Origin of the sequence: Luteimonas rhizosphaericola, assembly GCF_029888045.1 — a bacterium.
Taxonomy (GTDB): Bacteria; Pseudomonadota; Gammaproteobacteria; order Xanthomonadales; family Xanthomonadaceae; genus Luteimonas; species Luteimonas rhizosphaericola.
Genome location: NZ_JARXRN010000021.1, coordinates 507,923 through 533,231, shown reverse-complemented (window position 1 = coordinate 533,231; position 25,309 = coordinate 507,923). Strand labels below are relative to the sequence as shown.

At 73.0% G+C, this 25,309-nt stretch carries 20 protein-coding genes; 5 read left to right on the top strand and 15 right to left on the bottom strand.

The annotated features are described in order from the left end of the window. Nucleotides 1–4 precede the first annotated feature (4 nt). From QFW80_RS08765 to QFW80_RS08715, 11 genes are all read right to left on the bottom strand, one after another. A complete protein-coding gene (locus QFW80_RS08765; protein WP_280601326.1) occupies nt 5–664 on the bottom strand; it encodes a DUF4124 domain-containing protein in 660 nt (219 codons plus the stop codon). Next, nucleotides 664–1,365 carry a DUF4124 domain-containing protein gene (locus QFW80_RS08760; protein WP_280601325.1) on the bottom strand — a complete coding sequence of 234 codons (702 nt, stop codon included), beginning with the start codon at nt 1,363–1,365 and terminating at the stop codon, nt 664–666. Before QFW80_RS08760 ends, QFW80_RS08765 begins: the two co-directional genes overlap by 1 nt. 103 nt (nt 1,366–1,468) lie before the next feature. Continuing rightward, nucleotides 1,469–2,950 (bottom strand): FAD-dependent oxidoreductase, encoded by a 1,482-nt coding sequence (locus QFW80_RS08755; protein WP_280601324.1) that lies wholly within the window; start codon nt 2,948–2,950, stop codon nt 1,469–1,471. A gap of 157 nt (nt 2,951–3,107) precedes the next feature. Next, nucleotides 3,108–7,565 (bottom strand): glutamate synthase large subunit, encoded by a 4,458-nt coding sequence (gene gltB, locus QFW80_RS08750; RefSeq protein ID WP_280601323.1) that lies wholly within the window; start codon nt 7,563–7,565, stop codon nt 3,108–3,110. Nucleotides 7,566–7,742: 177 nt separating this feature from the next. Further along, nucleotides 7,743–8,309 (bottom strand): L-threonylcarbamoyladenylate synthase type 1 TsaC, encoded by a 567-nt coding sequence (tsaC, locus tag QFW80_RS08745; protein WP_280601322.1) that lies wholly within the window; start codon nt 8,307–8,309, stop codon nt 7,743–7,745. A 317-nt stretch (nt 8,310–8,626) separates the two neighbouring features. Continuing rightward, the gene (locus QFW80_RS08740; RefSeq protein ID WP_280601320.1) at nt 8,627–11,176 is read right to left on the bottom strand and encodes a DNA topoisomerase I; all 2,550 of its coding nucleotides are present in this window, start codon (nt 11,174–11,176) and stop codon (nt 8,627–8,629) included. A 178-nt stretch (nt 11,177–11,354) separates the two neighbouring features. Then, on the bottom strand, nt 11,355–12,320 hold the full coding sequence (locus QFW80_RS08735) for an RDD family protein (RefSeq protein ID WP_280601318.1): 966 nt from the start codon (nt 12,318–12,320) through the stop codon (nt 11,355–11,357). Nucleotides 12,321–12,373: 53 nt separating this feature from the next. Continuing rightward, on the bottom strand, nt 12,374–12,778 hold the full coding sequence (locus tag QFW80_RS08730) for a pilin (protein WP_280601316.1): 405 nt from the start codon (nt 12,776–12,778) through the stop codon (nt 12,374–12,376). A 201-nt stretch (nt 12,779–12,979) separates the two neighbouring features. Beyond that, complete coding sequence (locus QFW80_RS08725) at nt 12,980–13,453, bottom strand: DUF494 family protein (protein ID WP_280601315.1); 474 nt, start codon at nt 13,451–13,453, stop codon at nt 12,980–12,982. 32 nt (nt 13,454–13,485) lie between these two features. Next, nucleotides 13,486–14,613, bottom strand: a complete 1,128-nt coding sequence (gene dprA / locus QFW80_RS08720; protein WP_280601314.1) for a DNA-processing protein DprA — start codon at nt 14,611–14,613, stop codon at nt 13,486–13,488. Nucleotides 14,614–14,706: 93 nt separating this feature from the next. Continuing rightward, complete coding sequence (locus QFW80_RS08715; RefSeq protein ID WP_280601392.1) at nt 14,707–15,870, bottom strand: LysM peptidoglycan-binding domain-containing protein; 1,164 nt, start codon at nt 15,868–15,870, stop codon at nt 14,707–14,709. A gap of 144 nt (nt 15,871–16,014) precedes the next feature. Between QFW80_RS08715 and def the strand changes: the two genes are divergently transcribed. The 4 genes from def to QFW80_RS08695 all read left to right on the top strand — a co-directional run bounded on the left by def (nt 16,015) and on the right by QFW80_RS08695 (nt 19,936). Further along, the gene (gene def, locus QFW80_RS08710) at nt 16,015–16,530 is read left to right on the top strand and encodes a peptide deformylase (protein ID WP_280601312.1); all 516 of its coding nucleotides are present in this window, start codon (nt 16,015–16,017) and stop codon (nt 16,528–16,530) included. A 161-nt stretch (nt 16,531–16,691) separates the two neighbouring features. Continuing rightward, entirely contained in the window at nt 16,692–17,618 is a 927-nt protein-coding gene (gene fmt, locus QFW80_RS08705; protein ID WP_280601310.1) for a methionyl-tRNA formyltransferase, read from the top strand. A gap of 1 nt (nt 17,619) precedes the next feature. After that, nucleotides 17,620–18,933, top strand: a complete 1,314-nt coding sequence (gene rsmB, locus QFW80_RS08700) for a 16S rRNA (cytosine(967)-C(5))-methyltransferase RsmB (protein ID WP_280601308.1) — start codon at nt 17,620–17,622, stop codon at nt 18,931–18,933. A gap of 136 nt (nt 18,934–19,069) precedes the next feature. Continuing rightward, the gene (locus QFW80_RS08695; protein ID WP_280601307.1) at nt 19,070–19,936 is read left to right on the top strand and encodes a glycosyltransferase family 2 protein; all 867 of its coding nucleotides are present in this window, start codon (nt 19,070–19,072) and stop codon (nt 19,934–19,936) included. 5 nt (nt 19,937–19,941) lie between these two features. On the opposite strand, the gene QFW80_RS08690 is transcribed toward QFW80_RS08695, so the two are convergent. Then, nucleotides 19,942–20,982 carry a glycosyltransferase family 9 protein gene (locus QFW80_RS08690; protein WP_280601305.1) on the bottom strand — a complete coding sequence of 347 codons (1,041 nt, stop codon included), beginning with the start codon at nt 20,980–20,982 and terminating at the stop codon, nt 19,942–19,944. Between the two features lie 172 nt (nt 20,983–21,154). Between QFW80_RS08690 and QFW80_RS08685 the strand changes: the two genes are divergently transcribed. Beyond that, a complete protein-coding gene (locus QFW80_RS08685) occupies nt 21,155–22,168 on the top strand; it encodes a glycosyltransferase (RefSeq protein WP_280601304.1) in 1,014 nt (337 codons plus the stop codon). Between the two features lie 19 nt (nt 22,169–22,187). Here the strand turns inward: QFW80_RS08685 and QFW80_RS08680 are convergent, their stop codons facing one another. From QFW80_RS08680 to QFW80_RS08670, 3 genes are read right to left on the bottom strand one after another with little or no spacing between them, the layout of a single operon-like run. Further along, nucleotides 22,188–23,705, bottom strand: a complete 1,518-nt coding sequence (locus QFW80_RS08680; protein WP_280601302.1) for a PH domain-containing protein — start codon at nt 23,703–23,705, stop codon at nt 22,188–22,190. After that, nucleotides 23,689–24,243: a PH domain-containing protein gene (locus QFW80_RS08675; RefSeq protein WP_280601300.1), complete on the bottom strand. Its 555-nt coding sequence runs from the start codon at nt 24,241–24,243 to the stop codon at nt 23,689–23,691. The genes QFW80_RS08680 and QFW80_RS08675 overlap by 17 nt, the downstream gene beginning before the upstream one ends. Continuing rightward, nucleotides 24,240–25,229: a lauroyl acyltransferase gene (locus QFW80_RS08670; RefSeq protein ID WP_280601298.1), complete on the bottom strand. Its 990-nt coding sequence runs from the start codon at nt 25,227–25,229 to the stop codon at nt 24,240–24,242. Before QFW80_RS08670 ends, QFW80_RS08675 begins: the two co-directional genes overlap by 4 nt. Nucleotides 25,230–25,309 lie beyond the last annotated feature (80 nt).

Here is a 25,309-nt window from a genome sequence, read left to right as displayed (position 1 = left end):
GCGCTCAGGGCGGCAGCGCGCAGGTGGAATCGGTCAGGATCTTCGTGACCCGCGCGAATTCGTCCTGCAGCGCCGGCTTGTCCGGCCCGCGCGCGTGGCGCCAGCCGGATTCGATCTCGCGCTGGCGCTGCTTCCAGCCGCCGCAGGCGTCCCGATCGCCGATGCGCGCGCACATGTCGTACTTGTTCTCGCAGGCGGCGCCGACGCCGGCGGTGTCCAGGCGCACGCAGCGTGGCTTGGGCGCGGGATCCTCGCTGACGTAGCTGTCGTTGTCCCAGGTCTCGCAGCGGTAGATCGGCGGCGGGGGCAGGCGGTCGGCGGCGGCGAGCGTCGCGGCGGGCGGCAGGTCCGGACGCGGCGGGCCGGTGATCGGTTCGTCCTGCGGCCCGGCGACCTGCACGAAGTCGGACAGCGGCGGCGGCGTGTACGCCGGCTCCTCGACCACGGTCAGCCCGCCGGACGCCGCCGGTGGCGGACGCGAAGGCAGGGCGTCGACCTGGCGGATCTCCTGGCGCGCGCCAGCCGGGCAGGGGGTGCCGTTCTGGATCGTGACCTCGCCGTCGGCCGCCGTGCAGCGGTAGATCGTGTTCGCATCCTGGGCGGGCGCGGCGCCAACGGCGACCAGCAGGGCCAGGCCGCCCGCGGCGAGGAGGCGCCAGCCCATCAGCGCCTCCCGCAATCGGCGGCGAGACGTTCGTTGATGCCCCGCTCCTCGCGCCGCAGCGTGTCGCGTTCGCTTTCCTGGGCGTTGAAGAAGCGCTGCCGGATCTCCTCACGCCGATCGACCAGCCGCGCGCAGACCTCGCCCTGGGGCAGGGCGTGGCAGGTGTCGTGGATCCACGTGCCTGCCCCATACGTGCGTGTGCCATGAGGCGGTCGCGGCGGTCTGGCCAGATCCCCGCGTCGCTCGGGCGGCGGCGCACCGACGCGACTCCAGACCGAGCCGGCTTCGCGCGTACCGCGGCGACTGGCGTCGGACGTGGGGCCATGGCTGCCGCGATACCCCAGCGTCCACAGCGGCACCCAGCGCGGATTGCCGTCGCCATCGTCGCTGGTGTAGCGCTCGCCGTCGGGCGTGGTGCACTCGTACATCGGGCGCGGGGTGTGGGCCACCACCACCTGCTTCACAGGCAGCGCCTCGTCCGCGGGTGGCGACGGTTCCGCACGCGGGGGTGGCGGGGGGGCGTCGACCGGCCGCTGCATCGCCAGCGTCTGCTGGGTGGAGCCCTGCGGGCAGGGCACGTCGCCGAGGGTCACGTGGCCCTGCGCATCGGTGCAGCGATACACGGTCACCGGCTCGGCGGCACGCGACGCGCCGGCGACGGGCAGCAGGATCAGCAGGCAGGCGACGGTCGGTGGACGCATGGCCCCATCTTGCCGCCGCGGGCACGACGGGGCAAACCGCATGAAACTCTGCTCAGGACGGATTCAAGCCCGTGGCCCGGGCGGCGGCAACGGAACGCGCCGCTCAGGCCGCGTCCAGCGCCGATTCCACCCCGGCCGTGGCACGCAGCATGCGCGCGATCGCCACCGCCGCGTCGCGGCCCTCCTGCACCGCCGTCACCACCAGGTCCGCGCCGCGCACGCAGTCGCCGCCGGCGAACAGCCGCGGATGCGCGGTCTGGTAGGGCAGCCGCTCGCCGCCGCCGGCGATGATGCGGCCGTTCTCGCGCGCCTGCACGCCGGCATTGGCCAGCCAGTCGGGCAGCCGCGGCGAGAAGCCGAAGGCGATGATCACCACGTCGGCCTCGATCACGGACTCGCTGCCGGCGATGGCGACCGCGCTGCGGCGGCCGTTGGCATCGGGCTCGCCGAGCCGGGTCTCGACCACGCGCACGCCCGAGGCCCGGCGCCCGTCGGCCGATTCGATCGCCAGCGGCTGGCGGTTGAACAGGAAGCGCACGCCTTCCTCGCGCGCGTTCGCGACCTCGCGCGCCGAGCCGGGCATGTTGGCCTCGTCGCGGCGGTAGGCGCAGGTGACGCTCGCCGCGCCCAGCCGCACCGCCGAGCGCACGCAGTCCATGCCGGTGTCGCCGCCGCCGAGCACGACCACGCGCTTGCCGGCCAGGTCAGGCAGGTCGAGCCGGTCTTCCCAGCCGGCGATTGGCCGGCCCTGCGGCTCGCGCCCGGTGACGATGCGCCCGTTCTGCACCAGGAACGGCAGCGCCGGCAGCACGCCGCCCAGGTCCTGACCGGCGAGGCCGCCATCGGTGTAGCGGTAGGCGCCCAGCCCGAGGAACACCGCGTCGTAGTCGTTGAGCAGCGTGCCCAGGGCGACGTCGCGGCCGATCTCGACCCCGAGCCGGAAGCGCACGCCCATGTCCTCGAGCACCTCGCGCCGGGTCGCGATCACCGACTTGTCGAGCTTGAAGCTGGGGATGCCGAACTGCAGCAGGCCGCCGATCTGCTCGTAGCGGTCGAACACGGTGGCGGAGATGCCGGCGCGCAGCAGCCGGTCGGCGCAGGCCAGCCCCGCGGGGCCGGCGCCGACGATCGCGACGTGGCGCCCGGTCGGCACCACCTTGGACAGGTCCGGGCGCCAGCCCTGCTCGAACGCGGTGTCGACGATGTACTTCTCGACTGCGCCGATGGTGACCGCGCCGAAGCCCGCGTTGAGCGTGCACGCGCCTTCGCAGAGGCGATCCTGCGGACAGACGCGCCCGCACATCTCCGGCAGCGGGTTGGTCTCGTGGCACAGCGCCGCGGCCTCGAGGATGCGGCCTTCCTCCACCAGCTGCAGCCAGTTGGGGATGTAGTTGTGCACCGGGCACTTGGCCTCGCAGTACGGGTTGCCGCAGTCCAGGCAGCGGCCGGACTGGTAGGCGGCCTCCGGCTGGCCGAACTTGCCGTACAGCTCGTTCCAGTCGCCGTCGGTGCGCAGCTGCAGCGGCACCTTGCGCGGCATCTCGCGCGGCACGTCGAGGAACTGGAACACCTGCTTCTTGCTCATGGCGCGTGTACCTCCGCCTGCCGGCGACGCGATCGCAGCAAAGCCCCCTTGGTAAGGGGGCGCCCCGAAGGGGCGGGGATCGGGTGTGCGAAGCGGGGCCCGCGGTTCGCGAAGCGAATCGTGGGGGGTTTGGCGCGGAGCGCGAAAGCCGTACCCATCATGCCGCCCTCCGCAGCTCGTTGGCCAGCGCCTCCAGGCTCGCGGCCTTGGGCTTGACCAGCCAGAACTTGCCGACGAAGTCGCGGAACTCGTCGACCAGGCGCGCGCTCCACGCGCTGTCGGTCAGGCGCGCATGCGCCTCGAGCAGGTCGGTCAGGTGCTGGCGGTAGTTGTCGAAGCCTTCGGGCGAGATGCGCACGATGTCGATCAGTTCGTGGTTGTAGCGGTCGACGAAATCGCGATCCAGGTCGAGCACGTAGGCCAGGCCGCCGGTGAAGCCGGCGCCGAAGTTCAGCCCGGTGCGGCCGAGCACGACCACGGTGCCGCCGGTCATGTACTCGCAGCAGTGGTCGCCCGCGCCTTCCACCACCGCGACCGCGCCCGAGTTGCGCACCGCGAAGCGCTCGCCGGCGCGGCCGGCCGCGTACAGCTCGCCGCCGGTGGCGCCGTACAGGCAGGTGTTGCCGAGGATCGGCGCGTGGCGCGACTCGAACGCGCTGCCCCGCGGTGGCGAGAGCACGATGCAGCCGCCGGCCATGCCCTTGCCGACGTAGTCGTTGGCCTCGCCCTCCAGCAGCAGGTGCAGGCCGCCGGCGTTGAAGGCGCCGAAGCTCTGCCCGGCGCTGCCGGTCAGGCGCAGCGTCAGCGGTCGCGCGGCCATGCCGGTATTGCCGTGGTGGCGTGCGATCAGCCCGGACAGGCGGGTGCCGATGCTGCGGTCGGTATTGGCGACGGAGTAGGCGTACTCGCCGCCGCCCGCGCGTTCGACCACGCTCGCCAGGTCCGCTTCCAGCCGTGCCGCCAGCCCGCCGGGCGGCGCCTGCAGCGCCGGGGCGCCACAGTACGCGCTCGCCTGCGCGGGGTCGCGCGCCAGCAGCCGCGACAGGTCGATGTCGACCTCCTCGCGGGTGTGGCGCAGGTGCTGCTCGAGCAGCTCGGTGCGGCCGACGATCTCGTCCAGCGAGCGCGCGCCGAGCGAAGCCAGCAGCTCGCGCACGTCCTGGGCGATGTTGCGGAAGAAGTTCTCGACCCGCTCGGGCAGGCCGGTGAAGTGCGCCGAACGCAGGCGCTCGTCCTGGGTGGCCACGCCGGTGGCGCAGTTGTTGAGGTGGCAGATGCGCAGGTACTTGCAGCCCAGCGCGATCATCGGCGCGGTGCCGAAGCCGAAGCTGTCGGCGCCCAGCATCGCCGCCTTGACCACGTCCAGCCCGGTCTTCAGGCCGCCGTCGGTCTGCAGCAGCACGCGTTCGCGCAGCTCGTTGGCCTGCAGCGCCTGGCGCGCCTCCGACAGGCCTAGTTCCCACGGCGCGCCGGCATAGCGGATCGAACCCAGCGGGCTGGCGCCGGTGCCGCCGTCGTGGCCGGAGATCGTGATCAGGTCCGCGCCGGCCTTGACCACGCCCGCGGCGATCGTGCCCACGCCGGCATGCGCGACCAGCTTGACCGAGATCAGCGCCTCGGGATTGATCTGGCGCAGGTCGAAGATCAGCTGGGCGAGATCCTCGATCGAATAGATGTCGTGGTGCGGCGGCGGCGAGATCAGTCCGATGCCGGGCTTGGCGTAGCGCAGCCGCGCGATCAGCGGATTGACCTTGCTGCCGGGCAGCTGGCCGCCTTCGCCGGGCTTGGCGCCCTGCGCGACCTTGATCTGCAGCACCTCGGCATTGATCAGGTATTCGGGCGTGACGCCGAAACGGCCCGAGGCGATCTGCTTGATCTTGCTGCGCTTGTCGGTGCCGTAGCGGGCCGGATCCTCGCCGCCTTCGCCGGAATTGCTGCGCCCGCCCAGACGGTTCATGGCGATCGCGAGCGCCTCGTGCGCCTCGGGCGAGAGCGCGCCCAGGCTCATCGCGGCCGAATCGAAGCGGCGCACGATCGACGATACCGGCTCGACCTCGTCGATCGGCACCGGCGCGCCCAGGGCCCTGGGCCGAAGCAGGTCGCGCAGCGCCGCCGGCGGCCGGGTGTCGACGTGGTCGGCGTAGACCTTCCAGTCCGCGCGGTCGCCGGTCAGCACCGCGCGCTGCAGGCTGGTCACCACGTCGGGGTTGTACTGGTGGTACTCGCCGCCGTGGACGTAGCGCATCAGGCCGCCCGGCTCGGGCAGGGCGGTGTCGTCCCAGCCGTGTTCGGCGAGCGTCCAGGCGTCGCGCTCCAGGCGCGCGAAGCCGGCGCCGCGGATGCGCGAGGGCGTGCCCTCGAAGCACAGCGACACCACGTCCTCGTCCAGCCCCACGATCTCGAACAGCTGCGCGCCGCGGTAGCTGGCGATGCTGCCGATGCCCATCTTCGACAGGATCTTGAGCAGGCCCTTCTTGATCCCGCGGCGGTAGCTGCGGCCCACCTGCAGCGGCTCGTTGCTGGTCTTGCCGCCGAGCAGGCCGCGGCGCGCGAGCGCGGCCAGGGTCTGGTAGGCCAGGAACGGATACACGGCCGTCGCGCCGAAGCCGATCAGGCAGGCGAAGTGGTGCGGATCGCGCGCGGTGCCGGTCTCGACGATCAGGTTGGCGTCGCAGCGCAGGCCCTTGCGCACCAGGTGCAGGTGCACCGCGCCGGTGGCCAGCAGCGCGTGCACGGCGGCGTGGCCGCGGCGCGGGCGGCGGTCGCTCAGGATCAGCAGCTCGACGCCGTCGCGCACCGCGGCCTCGGCCTCGGCGCACAGCCGGTCGAGGGCGGTGCGCAGCGAGGTGCGCTGGTCGAAGTACAGGTCGATGTAGCGGTGCGCGGCGGCGAAGCGCGGCAGCGCCAGCAGCTGGTGCAGCTTGCGCTGCGACAGCACCGGCGAGTTGAGCATCACGTGGTGGACGTTCTCCGCCTGGTCCAGGAACAGGTTGCCCTCGCGCCCGATCTGGGTGGAGAGCGTCATCACGCAGTCCTCGCGGATCGGGTCGATCGGCGGGTTGGTGACCTGGGCGAAGGCCTGGCGGAAGCAGTCGTACAGCGGGCGCACGCGCTGGCTGATGGCGGCCATCGGCACGTCGTCGCCCATCGAGCCGATGCCTTCCTGCTCGGTCTCGGCCAGCGGGCGCAGCACCGCCTCCTGCTCCTCGCGCGAGAGCTGGAACAGCTTCTGGAACGCGAGCAGGGTCTCGGGCGTGAACGGCGCATCGGTCAGCGCCGGGTCGATCAGTTCGGTGTGCAGCCAGCTCATGCCGCGCTTGAGCCACTGCTTGTACGGCGCGCGGGCGCGGTTGACGTCGTCGATGGCGTCGTTGTCGAGCAGGCGTCCGGCCTCGAGATCGATCGCGATCATCTCGCCCGGCCCGAGCTTGCCCTTGGCGACCACGTCCTCCGGCGCCAGGTCCCACACGCCGGCCTCGGAGGCGATCACGAACACGCCGTCCTTCGACAGCGTCCAGCGGGCCGGGCGCAGGCCGTTGCGGTCGAGCGTGCAGGCGGCGAAGCGGCCGTCGCACATCACCACGCCGGCCGGGCCGTCCCACGGCTCGGAATTGATCGAGTAGTACTCGTAGAACGCGGCGAGGTCGGTGTCCTTGTATTCCAGCGACTGGGTCGCCGGCGGGATCAGGATCCGCATCGCCTGCAGCAGGTCCATGCCGCCGAGCAGCAGCCATTCGAGCATGTTGTCGAGCGACTGCGAGTCCGAGCCGTGCATGGTCACGGTGGATTCGAACTCCGACACGTCCAGCACCGGCGAGCGCCACACGCGCTTGCGCGCCTGCGCCCAGCGGCGGTTGCCCTCGATGCTGTTGATCTCGCCGTTGTGCGCCAGGCGCCGGAACGGATGCGCCAGCGGCCAGCGCGGCAGGGTGTTGGTCGAGAAGCGCTGGTGGAACACCACCGCGCGCGCGGCCAGCGCCGGGTGCGACAGGTCGGGGAACAGCTGACGCAGGTGGCTCGGCAGCACCATGCCCTTGTAGCCGAGCAGGCGCGGCGACAGCCCGACGACGTAGAAGTCCTCGACCTCGCGCAGCGCTTCCTCGCTGCGGCGGCGGGCCAGGAACAGCGCGCGCTCGAGCGCGTCGGTCGCGGTCTCGTCGCTCTCGACGAACACCTGCTCGATCCGCGGCACCGAGGAGCGCGCCAGCTTGCCGCAGGCGTCCAGGTCCAGCGGCACTTCGCGCCAGCCGGCGACGCGCACGCCCACCTGCGCGAGCTGGCGGCCGAGTTCGTCGCGGCAGCGCGTCGCGTGCGCCGCATCGTGCGGCAGGAACACCATGCCGGCGGCCACCGGGCCGGCGTGCAGCGGGAAGCCCGACGCGTGCGCCAACGTGCGCACGAAGCCCTCGGCGCCGTGGATCAGCACGCCGCAGCCGTCGCCCGACAGCCCGTCGGCGTTCACCCCGCCACGATGCGCCATGCGCGACAGGGCTTCGAGCGCGATGTCCACGATCGCCCGCTCCGGGTCGCCCTCGATCCTGGCGATCAGGCCGAAACCGCAGCTGTCGTGTTCATCGCGGGGGTCGTGGAGCCCCCGATCCGGGAGTGCCCGCATCGTCGTCGTCGTCGTTGGGTCAGGTGGCAGGTGGCGTGGGAATCGGAGCCGGGGCGTCGTGACACAGCACCCGGCGGCGCATCCACGGGTCGACTAGATCACAAATTGTGCGACGCGGCAACGGCGCCTTCCGGTTAGTTGCCGTTGAAAGCAAAACCCGCCGAAAACCGGGTGTTTTCAGCGGAGTTGGCGACCTGTTCGCGCATCGCGCACGGTGCTCGGGATGCCCCGCCCGGAGGTTTCCCCGGCAACGGTCAGGTCGACGCCGGCGGCAATCGCCGGGGCGAGCTCGGCGCGCGAGGTGGGAGCCGGATCGCCGGCGACGTTGGCGCTGGTCGAGACCAGCGGGGCGCCAAAGCCGGCGCACAGCGCGACGACGCCGGGATGCGCGCTGACCCGGACCGCGACGCCGTCGTGAGCGCCCCGGATCCACTGCGGCACGCGCGGGGTCACCGGCAGGATCCAGGTATTCGGTCCGGGCCAGCTGGCCAGCACGTCGGCCCGCCGGGGCGCCGGCAGCGTCGACCAGTCGACCAGCCCCTCCAGCTGGTCGGGGGCGGCCGCGACCAGGATCAGGCCCTTGTCGACGGTGCGCTGTTTCAATGCCAGCAGACGCAGGACCGCGGTTTCATCGAACGGGTCGCAGCCCAGGCCCCAGACGCCTTCGGTGGGATAGGCGAGGATGCCGCCGCCGCGCAGGAGGGCGACGGCCTGGTCGATGTCCGCGGTCGTGGGCTCGTGCATCGGGCCAGCTTAGCGAACGTCGGATCGACCGGGGAGTGTGCGGCGCGGCGTGCACGCCCGCTGCAGCCGACGCCAGCGACGATCCGATCGGCGGCCTGGCGACCGGTCGACCTGATCGACTGCGCGCACTGCGCATACGCTGGAATGCGGCAGCGGCAGCGGCAGCGGCAGCGGCACCGGCACCGGCACCGGCACCGGCACCGGCGCCGATGCTCGTCAGCAGCCTTTGGAAGGACGCGTCCCCGGCGGCGGAGGAGACGCGCCCCTGCATGGCCGGCGACCTCGTCGTCACCGGCGCCGCGACGCGGCCGCGCGCCTCAGAACGGCGCGCTGTCGGACTTCTTGATCACCCGCTTCTTGCCCGGCTCGAAGCGCGCGGCGGTCACCAGCGGCCGCGCCGGCTCGAGATCGGCCGACAGCGGGCGCGCGCCCTTGCCCGGGGCCTTCTTCGCCGCGGATTTCGTCGCGGCCTTCTTCGCGGTCTTCTTCGTCGCCGCCTTCTTCGTCGGCGCCTTGGCCGCGGGTGCCTTCTTCGTGGCCGTCTTCTTCGCCGCCTTCTTCGCGCCGAAGCCGCGGCGCGCCGGCTTGCCGGTCTCCTCCAGCAGTTTCGTCACTTCGTCCAGGCTCAGCGACGCGGGCTCGCGATCCTTCGGGATCTTGCCGTTGAGACGGCCGTCGCTGATGTACGGACCAAAGCGGCCGTTGAGCACCTGGATGTCGCTGCCGGGGAATTCCTTGATCACGCGGTTGCGCGCGATCTCCTCCTTCTCCTCGATCAGGAACACCGCCCGCGCCAGGTCGATCTTGTAGGGGTCGTCCTCCTTGGTGAGCGAGGCGTAGGTGCTGCCGCGGCGCGCGAACGGGCCGAACCGGCCGATGCCCACGCTCACGTCCTCGCCCTTGTCCTGGCCGAGCACGCGCGGCAGCTTGAACAGTTCCAGTGCCTCGTCCAGGCTGATCGAATAGATGCTCTGGCCCGGCCGCAGCGATGCGAACTTCGGCTTCTCCTCGTCCTCGACGGTGCCGATCTGCACCAGCGGGCCGAACCTGCCGATGCGCGCGCTGACCGGACGCCCGCTCCTGGGATCGTCGCCCAGTACGCGGATGCTGCCCGCGTCGGCCTTGTCGAGCGTGGCCTTCTTGTCGTCGACCTGTTCCTTGAACGGGCCCCAGAACTTCTCCATCAGCGGCACCCACTCCTCTTCGCCGCGGCTCACCGCATCGAGCTCGTCCTCGAGGTTGGCGGTGAAGTCGTAGTCGACGTACTTGGTGAAGTGGTTGCTGAGGAACTTGGACACCGCGCGGCCCACGTCGGTGGGCTTGAACGCGCGTCCTTCCAGCACCGCGTACTGCTTGCCGGTGAGGGTCTGGATGATCGAGGCGTAGGTGGAGGGGCGGCCGATGCCGTACTCCTCCAGCGCCTTCACCAGCGAGGCCTCGGTGAAGCGCGGCGGCGGCTGGGTGAAGTGCTGGTCGGCGTGGATGCGGTCGAGCGGGATGCGGTCGCCGAGCTTCATCGCCGGCAGCTTGCGGCCCTCGTCCTCGTCCTCCTTGCCCTTGCTGTCCTTGCCTTCCTCGTACACCGCCAGGAAGCCCGGAACCACCACCGTGGTACCGGAGGCGCGGAACCCGTGATCGGACCCCGCGGCCAGGTCCACGGTCACGGTGTTGAGCGTGGCCGGGATCATCTGCGAGGCGACCGCGCGCTTCCACACCAGCTCGTACAGCCGGCGCTCGTCGTCGGAGAGGAACCGCGCCACCTGCGCCGGCGTGCGCAGCGCCGAGGTCGGGCGCACCGCCTCGTGCGCTTCCTGCGCGTTCTTGGACTTGGTCTGGTAGACGTTGGGCTTGTCCGGCACGGACGACGTGCCGAAATCGCGTGCGATCACGTCGCGGATCTCGCCCAGCGCGTCCTGCGACAGGTTCACCGAGTCGGTACGCATGTAGGTGATCAGGCCGACCGTGCCTTCCTCGCCGATCGCCACGCCCTCGTACAGCTTCTGCGCGACCTGCATGGTCCGGCGCGTGGTGAAGCCGAGCTTGCGCGCGGCCTCCTGCTGCAGGGTCGAGGTGGTGAACGGCGGCGACGGCCGGCGCTTGCGCTCCTTGCTGGCCACGTCGGTGACGTGCAGCGCGCCCTGCGCCGCGGCGGCGATGCGCGAGCGCGCGTCCTCGGCGGTCTCGCCGTCGGTGATGGTGAACTGCTCGAACTTCTGCCCGTCGAGCTTGACCAGCTTGGCGCCGAAGGCCTGGGAGGGATGCGCGCACTCGGCCTCGATGGTCCAGTACTCGCGCGCCTTGAACGCCTCGATCTCCTCTTCGCGCTCGACGATCATGCGCAGCGCCGGGGACTGCACGCGTCCGGCGGACAGGCCCGCCTTGATCTTGCGCCACAGCACCGGCGAGAGGTTGAAGCCGACCAGGTAGTCCAGCGCGCGGCGCGCCTGCTGGGCGTCGACCAGCTCGCCCGCGATGTGGCGCGGGTGGCCCATCGCTTCCTTGATCGCGCGCGGCGTGATCTCGGTGAACACCACCCGCTGCAGCGCCTTGCCTTCGAGCAGGCCGCGTTCGCGCAGGATCTCGGCGATGTGCCAGCTGATCGCCTCGCCCTCGCGGTCCGGGTCGGTGGCCAGCCAGATGCCGTCGGCCGCGCGCGCGGCCTTGGCGATCGCCTCGACGTGCTTCTCGTTGCGCTCGATCAGCTCGTAGCGCATCGCGAAGCCGTTGTCGGGGTCGACGGCGCCCTCCTTGGGCACCAGGTCGCGGACGTGGCCATACGAGGCCAGGACCTGGAAGTCCTTGCCGAGGTACTTGTTGATCGTCTTGGCCTTGGCGGGCGACTCGACGATGAGGAGGTTCTTGGCCATCGGGGATAGGGTTCCGGGCGCGGCTTCCGGCCACGCCGTTCGGGGGGATGCGAAGACTACGACGCCCGGGAGTGGCCCGGGCGTTCGGTCGGCGCCGTTCAGGTGCGGCGCTATTTATAGTGGAATCACGCCGCGTGCAGCCGTGTCAAGCAAGCGCGTCAGCGGCGGCCGCCGGCGGTCAGCCGGTCATGGCCGGAATTGCGATCGCCGCCACGATTCCGATCAGCATCAGTCCCAGCAGCCCCAGGCCGATCACCAGCACCACCCAGGTCACCACCCCGAGCTCGCGCCGCTGCAGGTCCGGGCGGTCGGTGAAGGCCCAGCGGTCGACCACCAGGGTGTCGCACATCATGTCGTGCAGGGCCTGCTTGCGCTGGCCCAGGCCGACCGTCAGCGCCGACACCAGCGCCCCCAGGCCGAAACTGAACACCACGGTCAGGAAGTAGGCCGCGTAGCGTCCGAGTGCGCGGGCGAAGCTGATCCGCTCGCCCGATCCGCCGGCGACCTTGATCCCCACCGCCAGCTTGCCCAGCGAGGCCTGGCTGGACGAGGAATGCATCCAGGCGAAATAGAACAGCGGGATCACGAAGCCGATGCCGTAGGACGCCATGAGGATCCCGAGCGACCCGCCCGTCGACAGCAGCTGGCTGCCGGCCCCGGCCCCGGCGAGCAGGAACAGCGGGATCTGCACGGCCCAGGAGGCGGCCGCCGTCACCAGGCCGTCGATCACCATGGCCGCGAAGCGCTTCCAGAACCCGGCCTGCACCACCTCGCCCCCCGCGATCACGGCCGGGTCGGCGGATACCGGGGCGCGCGGGGGCGCATAGGGCGACGCGGGCTCGGCGGTTTCGGCGGCGGGCGCCCAACCCGCGAGCACCCCTTCGTCGGTGGCTGCCCGGTCGGCGTTCGGCGCGCCGGCCCCGGCCGGCGCGGCGGGCGGAGCCGATGCGGTCCCCATGCCGTGGTCGTCGGCCTGCGCCAGTTCGCCCGCGAAGTCCCGCATCGGCTGCCATTCGGCCATGCCCTCCCGCCAGACCAGGCTGTCCCAGTCCAGCCGTCCCTGCAGGCGCAGGCGCACCAGTTCGGCCGGCTCCACCGGGCCCTGTCGGGCATGCTCGCGATCGGCGTAGTACCACATTGACATCGTGTCTCCCCCTTGCTTGCTGCAGTAGTGGGCGCCGCTCCCCGCGGCGCGGATCAGCCGCGACAGGGCGCGGGCAGGTAGCGGGCCTCGACCTCGGCGCTGCAGCGCCAGTCGCCCCCCGCGACATCGTATTCGAGCCACAGCCGGTGGCCGTCGACCTCCTCGTGGCGATCGTCCTGCAGCAGCAGTTCGATCGCGCAGACCCGGGCGTCGCTCTCGCCGAACACGATCGCGGCGACCCCCGGTCCTGCATAGGCCTCGGCCGGCTCGAACCCCGGATCGCCATTGCCCGGGCAGCGGCCCTGCGCCTCGACGAAGGCCACCACGGCCGGCTGCAGCGCCGCGGTGGCGGCGAGCGTCTGCGCGACCCGGCTGCGCGCGAGGTAGTCCTGGTAGGCCGGGATCGCGATCGCGGCCACGATCCCGACCAGCGGCACGGTCAGGCCGGCCGCGACCACCAGCGCGATCAGGCAGCCGCGCCTGCGCGAGCGGCCGGTTGGGCGCGCGGGTGGGCGGGATCTGGGGGGCAGCGGCGGTGGAGCCGCGCCCGGGGCGGAGGAGGTCACGCGTGCGGTCCCGTGCGGACGTGGATGGAGAACCCGCCGGACGCCGCCGGCACGGGCCCGGACGGACGTCCGGGCGGGAGCGGCCGCGGCCGGCTAGTGCACCGGCTCGGGCTCGTCCGCGAACATCTGGGTCTCCATCCAGGCGTAGGCAGCCTCGCTGCCGGGCTGGTTGAACAGCACCATCAGGACCACCCACTTGAGGTCGTCCAGGTCCAGTTCGTCCTGGTCCAGCGCCATCGCCCGGTCGAGCACCAGTTCCCGCTGGTCGCCGTCGAGCACGCCGTGCTGCTCCAGGAACAGGAGGAAGCCGCGGCACTCGACGTCGAGCTTGTCCAGTTCGGGGCCGAAGTAGACGCGGGTCGGGCCGTCGGCACGCGGCCGGCCGGCCGCCGGCCGCTGCTCGGCGAGGGCGTCGAGCCAGTCGAAGGCCTTGCTGATTTCCGCCGGGCTGAACCCGGCCTGGAGCAGGCCGGCCTGGAGGGAGTCGCGGTCGCGGACCAGGTCCGCGTCTTCGGTGAAGTAGTGTTCGAACAGGTAGAGCAGGACGTCCAGGATGCTTTCTTTCATTTCCCCCGGCCTGCGCCCGGGGGCGCGGTGAGTCAGGACTTTCGGGAATACCGGCCGTGCGCCTGCACGACCCGGCCATCCAGCTCCATGAGCAGGAGCATGGACGAGGCCACCGCGGTCGTCAATCCGGATCGTTCGAGCAGCTGATCCATAGGGCTTGGGTCGTGGCCGATCGCCGACCACAAGCGCTGGTAGTCGGGATCGTCAGGCAACGGTGTGTCGGCGACGTCCGCGACGACGCCTTCGACCCTCTCGATGGGGGCCGCCAAGCGGCTACGCAAGGCGTCGGCCAGCGCCTGCGCCACCGGGGCCAGGGCGGCGACGATCTCGCCGGGCGCCTCGATGAGGGTCGCGCCGTCGCGGATCAGGCGGTGGCAGCCGCGGGCCATCGGGTTGCGGATCGAGCCGGGCAGCGCGAACACCTCGCGCCCGGCGTCGGCCGCCAGCCGCGCGGTGATCAGGGCGCCCGAGCGCTGCGCCGCTTCCACCACCAGGGTGCCGAGGGACAGCCCGGCGATGATCCGGTTGCGCGCGGGGAAGTGCTCGCGGCGGGCGCGGGTGCCGGGCAGGTGCTCGCTGACCACCGCGCCCTGTGCGGCGATCTCGTCCAGCAGCCCGGCGTTCGCGGCCGGGTAGGGCTGGTCGATCCCGCAGCCCAGCACCGCCACGGTCGCGCCGCCGGCGGCGAGGGCGCCTGTGTGCGCGACGGTGTCGATGCCCGCGGCCAGCCCGCTGCAGATCCCCAGCCCCGCGCGCACCAGGGCGTGCGTGAACCCGCGCGCGTGCTCGCGCCCGCCGGCGGTCGGCGCGCGCGTGCCCACGATCGCCACGCAGGGATGCCAGAGCAGGTCCACGTCGCCGGCCACGAACAGCGCCAGCGGCGGGCTGGCGATGCGCCGCAGCAGGGCCGGGTAGTCCGGGTCGTGCCAGCCGAGCAGGCGTCGGCGCCGCTGTGCCAGCCAGTCGCAGGCATGTGCGGGAGGTGCGGCCGTGCGCAGCGCCTGGACCTGGAGCGCCGACAGGCCCGCCTCGCGCCACGCCGGCGGGCCGGCGGCCAGCGCGGAAGCCGGGCCGCCGCAGGCGTCGAGCAGGCGGCGGCGCGGTCCTGAGCGGCCTCCGGCAGCCACCAGCCGCAGGAGCGCGAGATCGTCTTCGGTCATGCCGCCCAGCATGGCGCGCAGACGACGACGGCGCCCTCGGGCGCCGTCGTCGGATCGTGTCGGAAAACCCCGCGCCGTGGCGCGGTGCGCCGCTCAGTAAGGCGCGTCGGGGTGCTTGAGGTGGTGGCCGATGCGGGTCGGCTTGACGCTGCTCATCACCAGGCCGTAGCTGACCTTGTCGAAGGTGCGGAACACCATCACGTGGCCGGCGAACTCGTCGGGCAGGCGCACCTTGTTCTCGTAGAACACGGTGTCTGCATCGCGGTCGGGGCCCTTCTCGACGCGGTCGACGGTGTTGGTGCCCTCGCGCCAGATCGAGAACACGGTGCCGTTGTCCACGCCCTCGCGGGCGCCGACCGACAGCACCACCACGTCGCGCGGGCCGCCGTGGGACAGCGTGTCGGCCACCGCCAGCACGCGCGCGCGGCCGTATTCGAGCTGCTGCGCCGGCGGGTGCGGGAAGAACTGCAGGTCGTAGGGCTGGGCGTCGATCGGGATCAGGCGGTCGCCGATGCGCACCTCGCGCCCGGTCTCGTCGATCAGCAGGGTGCTGGCCTGGATGCCGCCCACTTCGCCGCGGGTGATCGTGCCCACGTTCACGCGCTGCAGTTCGTAGCCCAGCAGTTCCTGGCCCTTGTCGGGCGTGACCACGTTGGTCCAGTACTGCTGGAAGTCGACGGTGCGCTTGCCGCGGAAGTCGAGGTCGTCCTTGTGGAACAGGTCACAGCACAGGCCGCTGCGGTCCAGGTGCGTGTAGCGCACCGTGGGCCGGACGACGGCGTAGCGCTGGCCGGCGGTCGCCTCGGGCAGGCCGCGGATGTAGGCGACCTGGCCCTGGGTGGTGCGCAGGCGGTCTTCCTCGAGGCCGACCACGTAGGGCAGGTGCTCGAACTGGTCGACCACGCGCAGGTCCTTGAGGAAGGCCTCGATGTCCGACAGCGGGATCGCGTCGATCGGCCGGACGTCCTCGCGCGGGCCCGGCGTGGCGGTCACGCGGTTGAGGTAGGCCAGGCTGATGACGTCGCCCGGGTAGATCAGGTGCGGATTGCTGATCTGCGGGTTGGCCTGCCAGATTTCCGGCCACAGCCATGGACGCTGCAGGAACTTGCCGGCGATGTCCCACAGCGTATCCCCGCGCTGCACGACATAGGTGTCGGGATGGTCGCCACGCATGGTCTGGGCGGTGGCGTAGGTGGCCACCGTCATCAATGCGACGACGCACGTCGTACGAAGCCCCTGAGAAAGGCGCTCAAGCATGCGGGCCATCTAATTGCTCCCCTTGAAGATTTCCCCGTGCAGCGCCGGCACTATAGCCTACAAGGGGCGACCGGTTGCAAGCCGCCCGGGGCTACAATGACAGGCCGTTCCGCGCGGTTGTGACCGCCGCCTCCCTTTGCGCCCATGTCCCTGCTCCCGATCCTCGAGTATCCCCATCCCCGGCTGCGCACCGTCGCCCGGCCGGTGGACGTCGACCAGCTGCACGACCCCGCGTTCCAGCGCCTGCTCGACGACATGTTCGAGACGATGTACGAGGCGCCGGGCATCGGCCTGGCCGCGACCCAGGTCGACACCCACCAGCGCTTCATGGTGATCGACGTCACCGAAGGACGCGAGCAGCCGCTGGCCTTCATCAACCCGGTGATCCGCGAACGCTCGGTGGACCTGCGCCTGCACCAGGAGGGCTGCCTGTCGATCCCGGGCGTGTTCGCCGACGTGACCCGCCCCGACGGCATCGTGGTCGAGGCGCTCGACCGCCACGGCAAGCCGTTCGAGCTGCGCGTCGACGGCCTGCTCGCCACCTGCGTGCAGCACGAGGTCGACCATCTCGACGGCAAGCTGTTCATCGATCACCTCTCGGCGCTCAAGCGCGACCGCGCGATCAAGAAGCTGGACAAACTGAGGAAGGGGCGGGACTAGGCACGCAGCACGCGCCGCTTCGCCGACGCCCCGTTCCGCGACCTGCGGGCCTACGGCCTGCGGATGCGGCGCCGGCGTATCCGCAGCCGCTGACCGGACCTCGCCGCGCAAGCGCGCGCGCCCCGGCCCCTCCCACACCGCTTGCCTACCGACCCCCTCCCATGCGCCTCGTCTTCGCCGGTACCCCCGAATTCGCCGTCCCCTCGCTGCGCGTCGCCGCGTCGCGCGGCGAGGTGGTCGCGGTCTACACCCAGCCCGACCGGCCCGCCGGACGCGGTCGCGGGCTGGCCGCCTCGCCGGTGAAGCAGGAGGCGCAGCGGCTGGGGCTGCCGGTGCTGCAACCGCAGACGCTGCGCACGGTCGAGGCGCGCCGCGCGCTGCTCGCGCTGCAGCCGGACCTGATGATCGTCGTGGCCTACGGTCTGCTGCTGCCGCCCAGGATCCTGGCGACGCCCGTCCTGGGCTGCTGGAACGTGCACGCCTCGCTGTTGCCGCGCTGGCGCGGCGCGGCGCCGATCCAGCGTGCGATCGAGGCCGGCGATGCCGAGACCGGCGTATGCCTGATGCAGATGGAGCAGGGCCTGGACACCGGTCCGGTGCTGCTGTCGCAGTCGACCCCGATCGGCCCGCAGGAAACCGGCGGCCAGCTGCACGCGCGCCTGGCCGACCTCGGCGCCCAGGTGCTGGCCGACGGCCTGGCGCTGCTGCGCGTGGGCATGCGTCCGGCGCCGCGGCCGCAACCCGCGGCCGGCGTCACCTACGCCCGCAAGCTCGACAAGGCCGAGGCCCGGCTGGACTGGTCACGCCCGGCAGACGAACTGGCGCGCAAGGTGCGCGCGTTCGATCCGTGGCCGGTGGCCGAGGCCGAGCTCGCCGGCGAGCGCGTGCGCGTCCACGGCGCGGTCGCGCTGCCGCTGGCGCACGCGATGGTGCCGGGCAGCGTGCTGCATGCCGGCCGCGACGGCATCGACGTGGCCTGCGGCGACGGCGCATTGCGGATCCGCGCGCTGCAGCGCGCGGGGGGCAAGGTGGTGACCGCGGCCGACTACCTCAACGCGCGCAGCGACCTGCGCACGGGACGCAGCTGACATGGCCGGCCCGTTGCCGCCCGGCGTCGCGGTACGCGTCTGCGCGGCCGGCGTGCTCGACGCGGTTCTGCATCGCGGACGCTCGCTGAAGGCCGAGCTGGCGACGGCGCTGCCCGGGCTGTCCGATCCCCGCGACCGCGCCCTGGTCGAAGCGATCTGCTTCGCCGCGCTGCGCCATCGCCCGCGCTACGAGGCCGCGCTCGCGGCGTGGATGCCGCGGCCGCTGCCGCGCCGGGACGCGTCGCTGCGCGCCCTGCTGTACGCGGGCTTCGCCCAGCTCGATCCGCTCGCGCTGCCGGCGCACGCCGCGCTCGCCGCGACCGTGGAAGCCGCGCGCGCCAGCGGACGCCAGCACCAGGCCGGCCTGGTCAACGCGCTGCTGCGCCGCGCCCAGCGCGACGGACTGCCGGCCGCTCCGCCCGATGCTGCGTGGCCGGAGTGGCTGCGCGCGCAGGTGCGCGCCGACTGGGGCGATGCGACCGCCACGGAGATCTTCGCCGCCGGCGCCGCGCAGGCGCCCACCTGGCTGCGCGTCAACCGCCGGCGGGAGAGCGTCGACGGCTATGCGGCGCGGCTGCGCGAGGCCGGGGTCGACGCGCAGGCCTGCGACGGACTGCCCGACGCGCTGCGCATCGACGCGCCCGTCGCGCCCGCCACCTTGCCCGGGTTCGCCGCGGGCGATGCGTCGGTGCAGGACGCGGCCGCGCAGCGCGTGGCCGACGTGCTGTCGCCGACGCCGGGCGCGCGCGTGCTAGACGCCTGCGCCGCGCCCGGCGGCAAGTCCGCGCACCTGCTCGAACGCGATCCCTCGCTGCGGATGACCGCGATCGACCTCGACCCCCGGCGCCTGCGGCGGGTGGCCGAGACCCATGCGCGCCTGGGCGTGGGCCAGGACGCGGACCTGCGCGCCGCGGATGCCGCCGCGACGGCGACCTGGTGGGACGGCGTGCCGTTCGTCGCGATCCTGCTCGACGCGCCGTGCTCGGCGACCGGCATCGTCCGCCGGCAGCCGGACGTGCTGCTGCACCGCCGCCCGTCCGACGTCGCCGCGCTGGTCGCGCTGCAGGCGCGCCTGCTCGATGCACTGTGGCCCCTGCTCGCGCCCGGCGGGCGGCTGGTCTACGCCACCTGCTCGATCCTCGCCGCGGAGAACGAGGACCAGGTGGCCGGCTTCCTGGCGCGCACGCCCGACGCGGTCGCGCTGCCCCTCGACGACACGTTCGGTCGCGACACCGGCCACGGCCGCCAGCGGCTGCCGGGCGAACAGGGGATGGACGGGTTCTTCTACGCCGCGCTCGGGCACGCGCCCGGCTAAGCCGCCGGAACGCCGGGTCGGGAGTCGTCACGGCCGGTCGCAGCCGTCGTCACACGGACGCAATCCGTCCCGCACGACCATGCGCGCGACGCCGGCGCCGCCGGTCCCGTTGCAACCGTGCCCGCCCGAGGCCCGCATGCTGCCCATCACGGTGATCGTCAGTACCTACAACGCCGAGGCCTGGCTGGAGAAGGTGCTCGCCGGGTACGCCCTGCAGACCCATCCTGCGTTCGAAGTGATCGTGGCCGACGACGGATCCGGCCCGGCGACGGCCGACCTGGTCGCGCGCACCGCGGCGGCGTTTCCGGTGCCCCTGCGGCATGTCTGGCACGAGGACCAGGGCTACCGCCGCCAGGAGATCCTCAACCGGGCCATCCCGCTGGCGACGCACGGCTACGTGCTGTTCACCGACGGCGACTGCATCCCGCGGCGCGATTTCGTCGCCACCCATGCACGGCTGGCCGAACCGGGACGGTTCCTGTCCGGCGGCTACTGCAAGCTCGACATGGACACCAGCACCCGCATCGACGCCGACGACATCGCCAGCGGCCGCTGCTTCGATCCCGCCTGGCTGGCGGCGGCGGGCCGTCTGAGCGGGTCGAACCGGCGCAAGCTGGGCGCCGGCCCGGTGGCCGCGCGCATGCTCGATGCCATCACCACCGCGGGCGCCACGTTCAACAACTGCAACTCGTCGGCATGGAAGTCGGACCTGATCGCGGTCAACGGCTACGACGAGCGCATGAAGTACGGCGGGCCCGATCGCGAGCTCGGGGAGCGGCTGGAGAACGCCGGCGTGCGCGGCAGGCAGATCCGCCACCGCGCGATCTGCGTGCACCTGGACCACGCGCGCGGCTATCGCACCGACGAGTCGATCCGCGCCAATCTCGCCATCCGGGCCGAGACCCGCGCGCAGCGCCGCGTCTGGACGCCACACGGCATCGTCAAGCGGGCGGCGAACGACGACGCCCGGCCCCTCGCGTCCAGCGCAGCGGCGTCGCGCTGAGCCGATCAGCCGCGCGCCGGCGCCTCGCGTGCGGGCAGGCTGCGCCAGGCGGCGATCACCTCCGGCGGAGACAGGTCGGCGACGCGGCTGGCGGGCCCGCGCGTGCCGCCCAGGACCGCGATCGGCCCCGGCCCGATCGGCCGCCACTTGTCCGGCGACGCGGCGCCGAACAGCACCACCAGCGGGCAGCCGAGTGCGGCCGCCGCGTGCGCCGGCCCGGTGTCCACCGAGACCATGCTGTGCGCGCGTTCCAGCAGCGCCAGCAGGCGCGGGATCGGCAGGTCGCGGGCAGCGTTGAGCACGCGTGGGTGGCGCCCGGCCGCCGCATGGATGTCCTCCAGCAGCGGGTGCTCGGGCGGGGAGCCGCACAGCAGCACGTGCGCGTCGGGCAGGTCGGCCAGTACCGCCTGCGCCAGCGCCGCCCAGTTCGCCGCATCCCAGTGCTTGGGATGGTCGGCGGTCAGCAGGCGTCCGCGCTTGTGGGTGCGCTTGTTGCCCGGCTGCAGCAGCACCAGCGGTCCGGCGAGCCCGCGCGAGGACAGCCATTCCGCCGCCTCGGCGCGTTCCTCGTCGCGCACCACCAGGCGCGGCAGACGCAGCGGAACGGGGTCGACGTCGCGCACCGGATAGCGCGCGACCGGGTCGCGCATGCCCATGGCCAGCCAGCGGTCGGGCCACAGGACCGGCGCGTCTTCGCCCGCGGGATCGCGGGCGACGATGTCCTCCTCGCGCACGCCGCCGCGCGCGAGCAGGGCGCGCATCTCGGGGTCGGTGTCGCCGAGGTAGACCGGGCCGCGGCCGCGCGCGCGCAGCCAGCGCACCAGGGCCCACTGGCTCGGGCACAGCAGGTAGGGCGTCTTGCGGCTGGTCACCATCTGCAGGTGGCCCAGCGTCGGTTCGCGCTGGAGCACCGGCGGCGTCCATCCGCCCGAGCTCACCACGTCGACCGGACTGCCGTAGCGCGCCGACACCACCCGCATCAGCGTGGTCAGCATCACCATGTCGCCGAACGCGCCGCAGCGGACGATGAGCGGGGGTGCGCTCATGCGCCCGCCCTCGCGCGGGCGCGGCGTCGGCGGGGGCGGAGGTGCGGCATCGGCGGCGGGTCCTGGCGGGGCGCGCCAGCGTACCCCAGCGGCGGTTGAACGCGCGCCCGGGGCCGGTGGACCGCCCGCGCCGATGCGGGAGAATGGCCGTCCCGCCCGCGCCCGCCGATGCATGCACATCGCCCACCTGCTGTTGACGAAACGTTTCGCGGGCACCGAACGGCACGTGCTCGAGCTCACCGCGGCGCAGGCGGCGATGGGGCATCGGGTCACGCTCATCCTCCGGCGCAAGGCGGCGCAGGCGCGCGCCGACGCGATCGCGCACCGCGTCGACCCGCGGGTGGAGGTGGTGCTGACACACGACCTGGTGGACCGCTGGCCGGCGATCGTGCATGCGCGCGCCCTGGTGCGCCGGCTGCGGCCGGACATCGCCCATGCGCACCTGGGTTCGGCCTCGCGCGCGCTGCGCGGCGTGCGCGGGATCCCGCGCCTGGCGACGCTGCATATCGACTACGTCCCGGAACAGCACGCGCACCTGGACGGGTTGGTCGCGATCGCCCCGTGGCAGTTGCCCGGCATCCCCGCGCCGCTGCGCGCGCGCTCGGTGCAGATCGACAACTGGGTGCTGCCGCGCGATGCCGCGCCCGGGGCGCGTGAGCGCATCCGCCGCGCGATCGGCGTCGGCCCGGACGAGTATCTGTTCGGCGCGCTGGGCCGGATGGAATCCAGCAAGGGCATGGACGTCCTGCTCGAGGCGTTCGCGACCGCCGCCGTGCCCGGCGCGCGCCTGGCGATCGTGGGCGGCGGCCGCGAGCTGGAGGCGCTGCGCGCGCGCGCCGGCACCGGCGTGGCCCTGCCGGGCTTCGTCGAAACGCCCGAGGACTGGCTGGCCGCGTTCGACTGCTTCGTCAGTCCGTCGCGCGAGGAGCCCTTCGGCCTGGTGATGCTGGAGGCGATGCAGGCGCGGCTGCCCGTGGTCGCGACCGCCACCGGCGGCGCGCGCCACCTCGCCGGGCTAATCGGCACCCCGCTGGTCGCCGCTGGCGACGTGGGCGCCATGGCCGACGCGCTCCGTCAGGCCGGCACGGCGCGCGCGCCGCGCCGGGACTACGCGCTGGCGTCGATGCGGGTCGAGCACAAGGTGCGCGAACTGGACGCGTTCTACCGAAGCTTCGCCCGGGACTGACTACGACCCGGGCACGCGCTCACCAGCGCAGCCGGCGTCGCGCGATCTCGCGGCCCAGGTCGACGTACAGCATGCGCGCCTGCGCCTCGGGCAGGTGGCGCACGCGCAGCGGCGGCGATGCGGCGCCGGCGCCGGCGGTGTCGAGCCATACCGAGGCCATGCCGAAGCGGCGATCGAGCGGCGACTGGCGCAGCTGCAGCGCCTGCAGCTTGTCGATCTCGGCGAAGCGCCAGTGCCGCGACCACCAGCCCTCGCGGACCGCCACCAGGCGTGCGTCGACATGCCAGCCGGCGAAGCGCGCATGCCGCAGCGCCAGCCACCCGCCCCAGGGCAGCCACAGCAGGCCGAGCAGGCCCCACGCGCCGAAATGCCAGCACAGGGCCGCCGCCAGCAGCGCCGCGACCACGAGGTCGCCCAGCCACAGCCGCAGCCACGCGCGCGGATGCAGCGGCTGCCAGTCGCGTGGCGGCCAGGCGGCGTCGGCGAGCAGGTCCTGCAGCAGCGCGTCGCACGCAGCCGGGGTCGCGATCGGCGCGAGCTCGGGCGGTTCGCGCGACTGCCCGCCTTCGCCGCCCTGCAGCTGCGCGCCGGCGGTGTCGATCGCCAGCGAGCGGCGCCGGAACAGGCGATGCAACACGCTTTCGCGCAGCGTCCAGGCCTGGATGCGCCGGCGCGAGACGCTGCTGCGCACGCGCGCCAGCAGCCCGCGCTCCACCGTCAGCCGGCGCCCGTGCGCCTGCAGGCGGAAGCCGTGGTAGCGCACCAGCGCCAGCAGCACCGAGAACACGCGCAGCAGGGCCAGCGCGAGCAGCACCAGGGCGATCGCCGCGAGCGCCAGCGACGGGCCGCCGCAGTCGAAGCTGGCGACGTAGCCGGACGCCTCGCCGCGCACGAAGTCGAACGCGCGCCGGAACAGGTTGTCCTGCATCACCTGCGAGGCCAGCGCCAGTGCGGCGCCGACCACGATCATGCCGCGGTTGGACACCAGCCCCAGGCGCACGATCTCGGCGGTGGGCAGCGCCAGGAGCGTCTGCGCGTCCTCCTCGGGCGCCTGCGCCGTCGCGTCGCCGGCGGCGTGTCCGCGGTGGCGGATCAGGCGCTCGAGCGCCAGCGCCTCGCCCATGCGCAGCACGCGCATCTGCGCCTCGGGCTTGCTGCCGCCGGCCGATTCGAGCGTCACTTCGGCCACGCCGAACAGCCGGTGCAGCAGCGTCTGCCGCAGTTCGACGTTGTGGATGCGCGAGAACGGCACCTGGCGCAGGCTGCGTTCGAGCAGGCCGCTGCGGATGAACAGGCTGTCGCCCTCGATCCGGTAGCGGTAGGTGAAGTAGCGCCACACCGCCAGCAGCGCCAGCACCGCGACCGCCACCCCGGCCACGGCCAGCTGCACGCCGTCCTCGCGGCGGCCGCCGAAGATCACCAGCACCAGCAGCGGCACCAGGAACTGGCGCACCGAGCCGATCAGCACGAACAGCCACGACCAGGGATGCAGGCGGCGATCGTCGCCGGCGGCGCCCGGATCAGGCGTCGTCGTCATCGGCCTCGATCCACTGCGCCAGCTGGTCGCGCAACCACTCGGCGTCGTCCTCGCCCAGGCCGGTCGTGGACACCGCGTTGTGGCGCGTGCCGGCGGTGTGGACGACCAGGGTCGCCAGGCCGAAGCGGCGTTCGAGCGGTCCGCGCTGCAGGTCCAGGTGCTGCACCCGGCTGCGCGGCACGAAGGTCTCGCGCTGCCACAGCCGGCCGCGGCGCAGGGTGTAGCCGTGGGCGTCCAGGCGCCAGCGGGTGCACGCGTACTGCCGCACCGCCAGCCACGCGCCCCAGGCCGGCAGCGCCACCAGCACCGCGAGCGCCAGCGGCAGCGCGAACGGCGTGTCGCGCAGCAACAGCCCGATCGGCACCAGCAGGCCGATCGCCAGGGCGCCCAGGCCGAACAGGTTCCCGAGCACGAACAGCCAGCGTGCGCGCAGCGGCAGCGGACGCCAGCCGTCGCCGATCGACGCGCCCGCCGGGTCGACCGAGTCGGCTGCGGCTGGATCGGGTGCCGGGGGCGGGACGGGCTCGGGTCCGGTCATCGGCCTTCCAGGTCCGCGTAGGGATGCGTGGTGCTGCCGGGCGGGCGCGCCTTGAACCGCTTGTACGTCCACTGGTACTGGGCCGGGTCGCGCCGTGCAATGCGTTCGACGTCGGCATTGAGCGCGGCGGTGGCGACGGCCGGGTCGGGATCGGCGATCCCGGGCGACGCGGCTTGGATGCGCAGCGCGTAGTCGGGCCCGTCGCCGAGCCGCTCGCACCAGGCGAACAGCACCGTGGCGCCGCTGCGCGCGGCCAGGCGCCCGAGCAGGGTCATGGTCAGCGACGGCACGCCGAAGAACGGCGCGAACTCGCCGTCGCCGCCCTTGGGCTGCTGGTCGGGCAGGATGCCGACCACGCCGCCGGCCTGCAGGCGCTTGTACAGCTGGCGCACGCCGGCGCCCTCGGCCCGCACCTGGGTGACGCGCGTGGCATCCGTATCGGCGCGCACCCGGCGCAGGAAGGCTTCGCCGATCGCCGATTCCGGCGGCTTGTACAGGATCGCCAGCGGCGTCTTCGCCGCCAGCCACTGGTTGAGCAGCTCCCAGTTGCCGAAATGGGGCGCGGCCACGATCAACCCGCGGCCGGAGGCCAGCGCCGCGTCGAACAGCGCTTCGCCATCGATCTCCCGCAGCCGCTCCAGGTTTTCGGCGTGCGGCCGGGTCCACAGGCGCAGCGTGTCGAGCGTCTGCAGCGCGGTCGCGCGCAGGATGGCGCGGCGGCAGGCGTCGCGCTCGGCCGGCGTCCAGTCCGGGTAGGCCAGTTCGAGGTTGCGCAGGGCGACCACGCTCTCGCGCGCACCGGTCCGCAGCCAGCCCCAGGCCAGCGCATCGGCGAGCCGGCGCAGCACCGGCCAGGGCAGGCGGCCGGCCAGGGCAGCGAGGGCATGCAGCAGGCGGGCGAGCGCATCGGTCATCGGTTGCAGTGTAGCGAGGGCGCCTTGCGCGCAGCCGGTCCTGCCGGGGACTCCGCGGATCGCGGGCGTCATCCTCGCGGCCACCGATCACCGCTGACCCGCCACCGCCGGGAGGCGGGCGCGGCGCGTGCAGTCATCCGGCAGCCCACCTC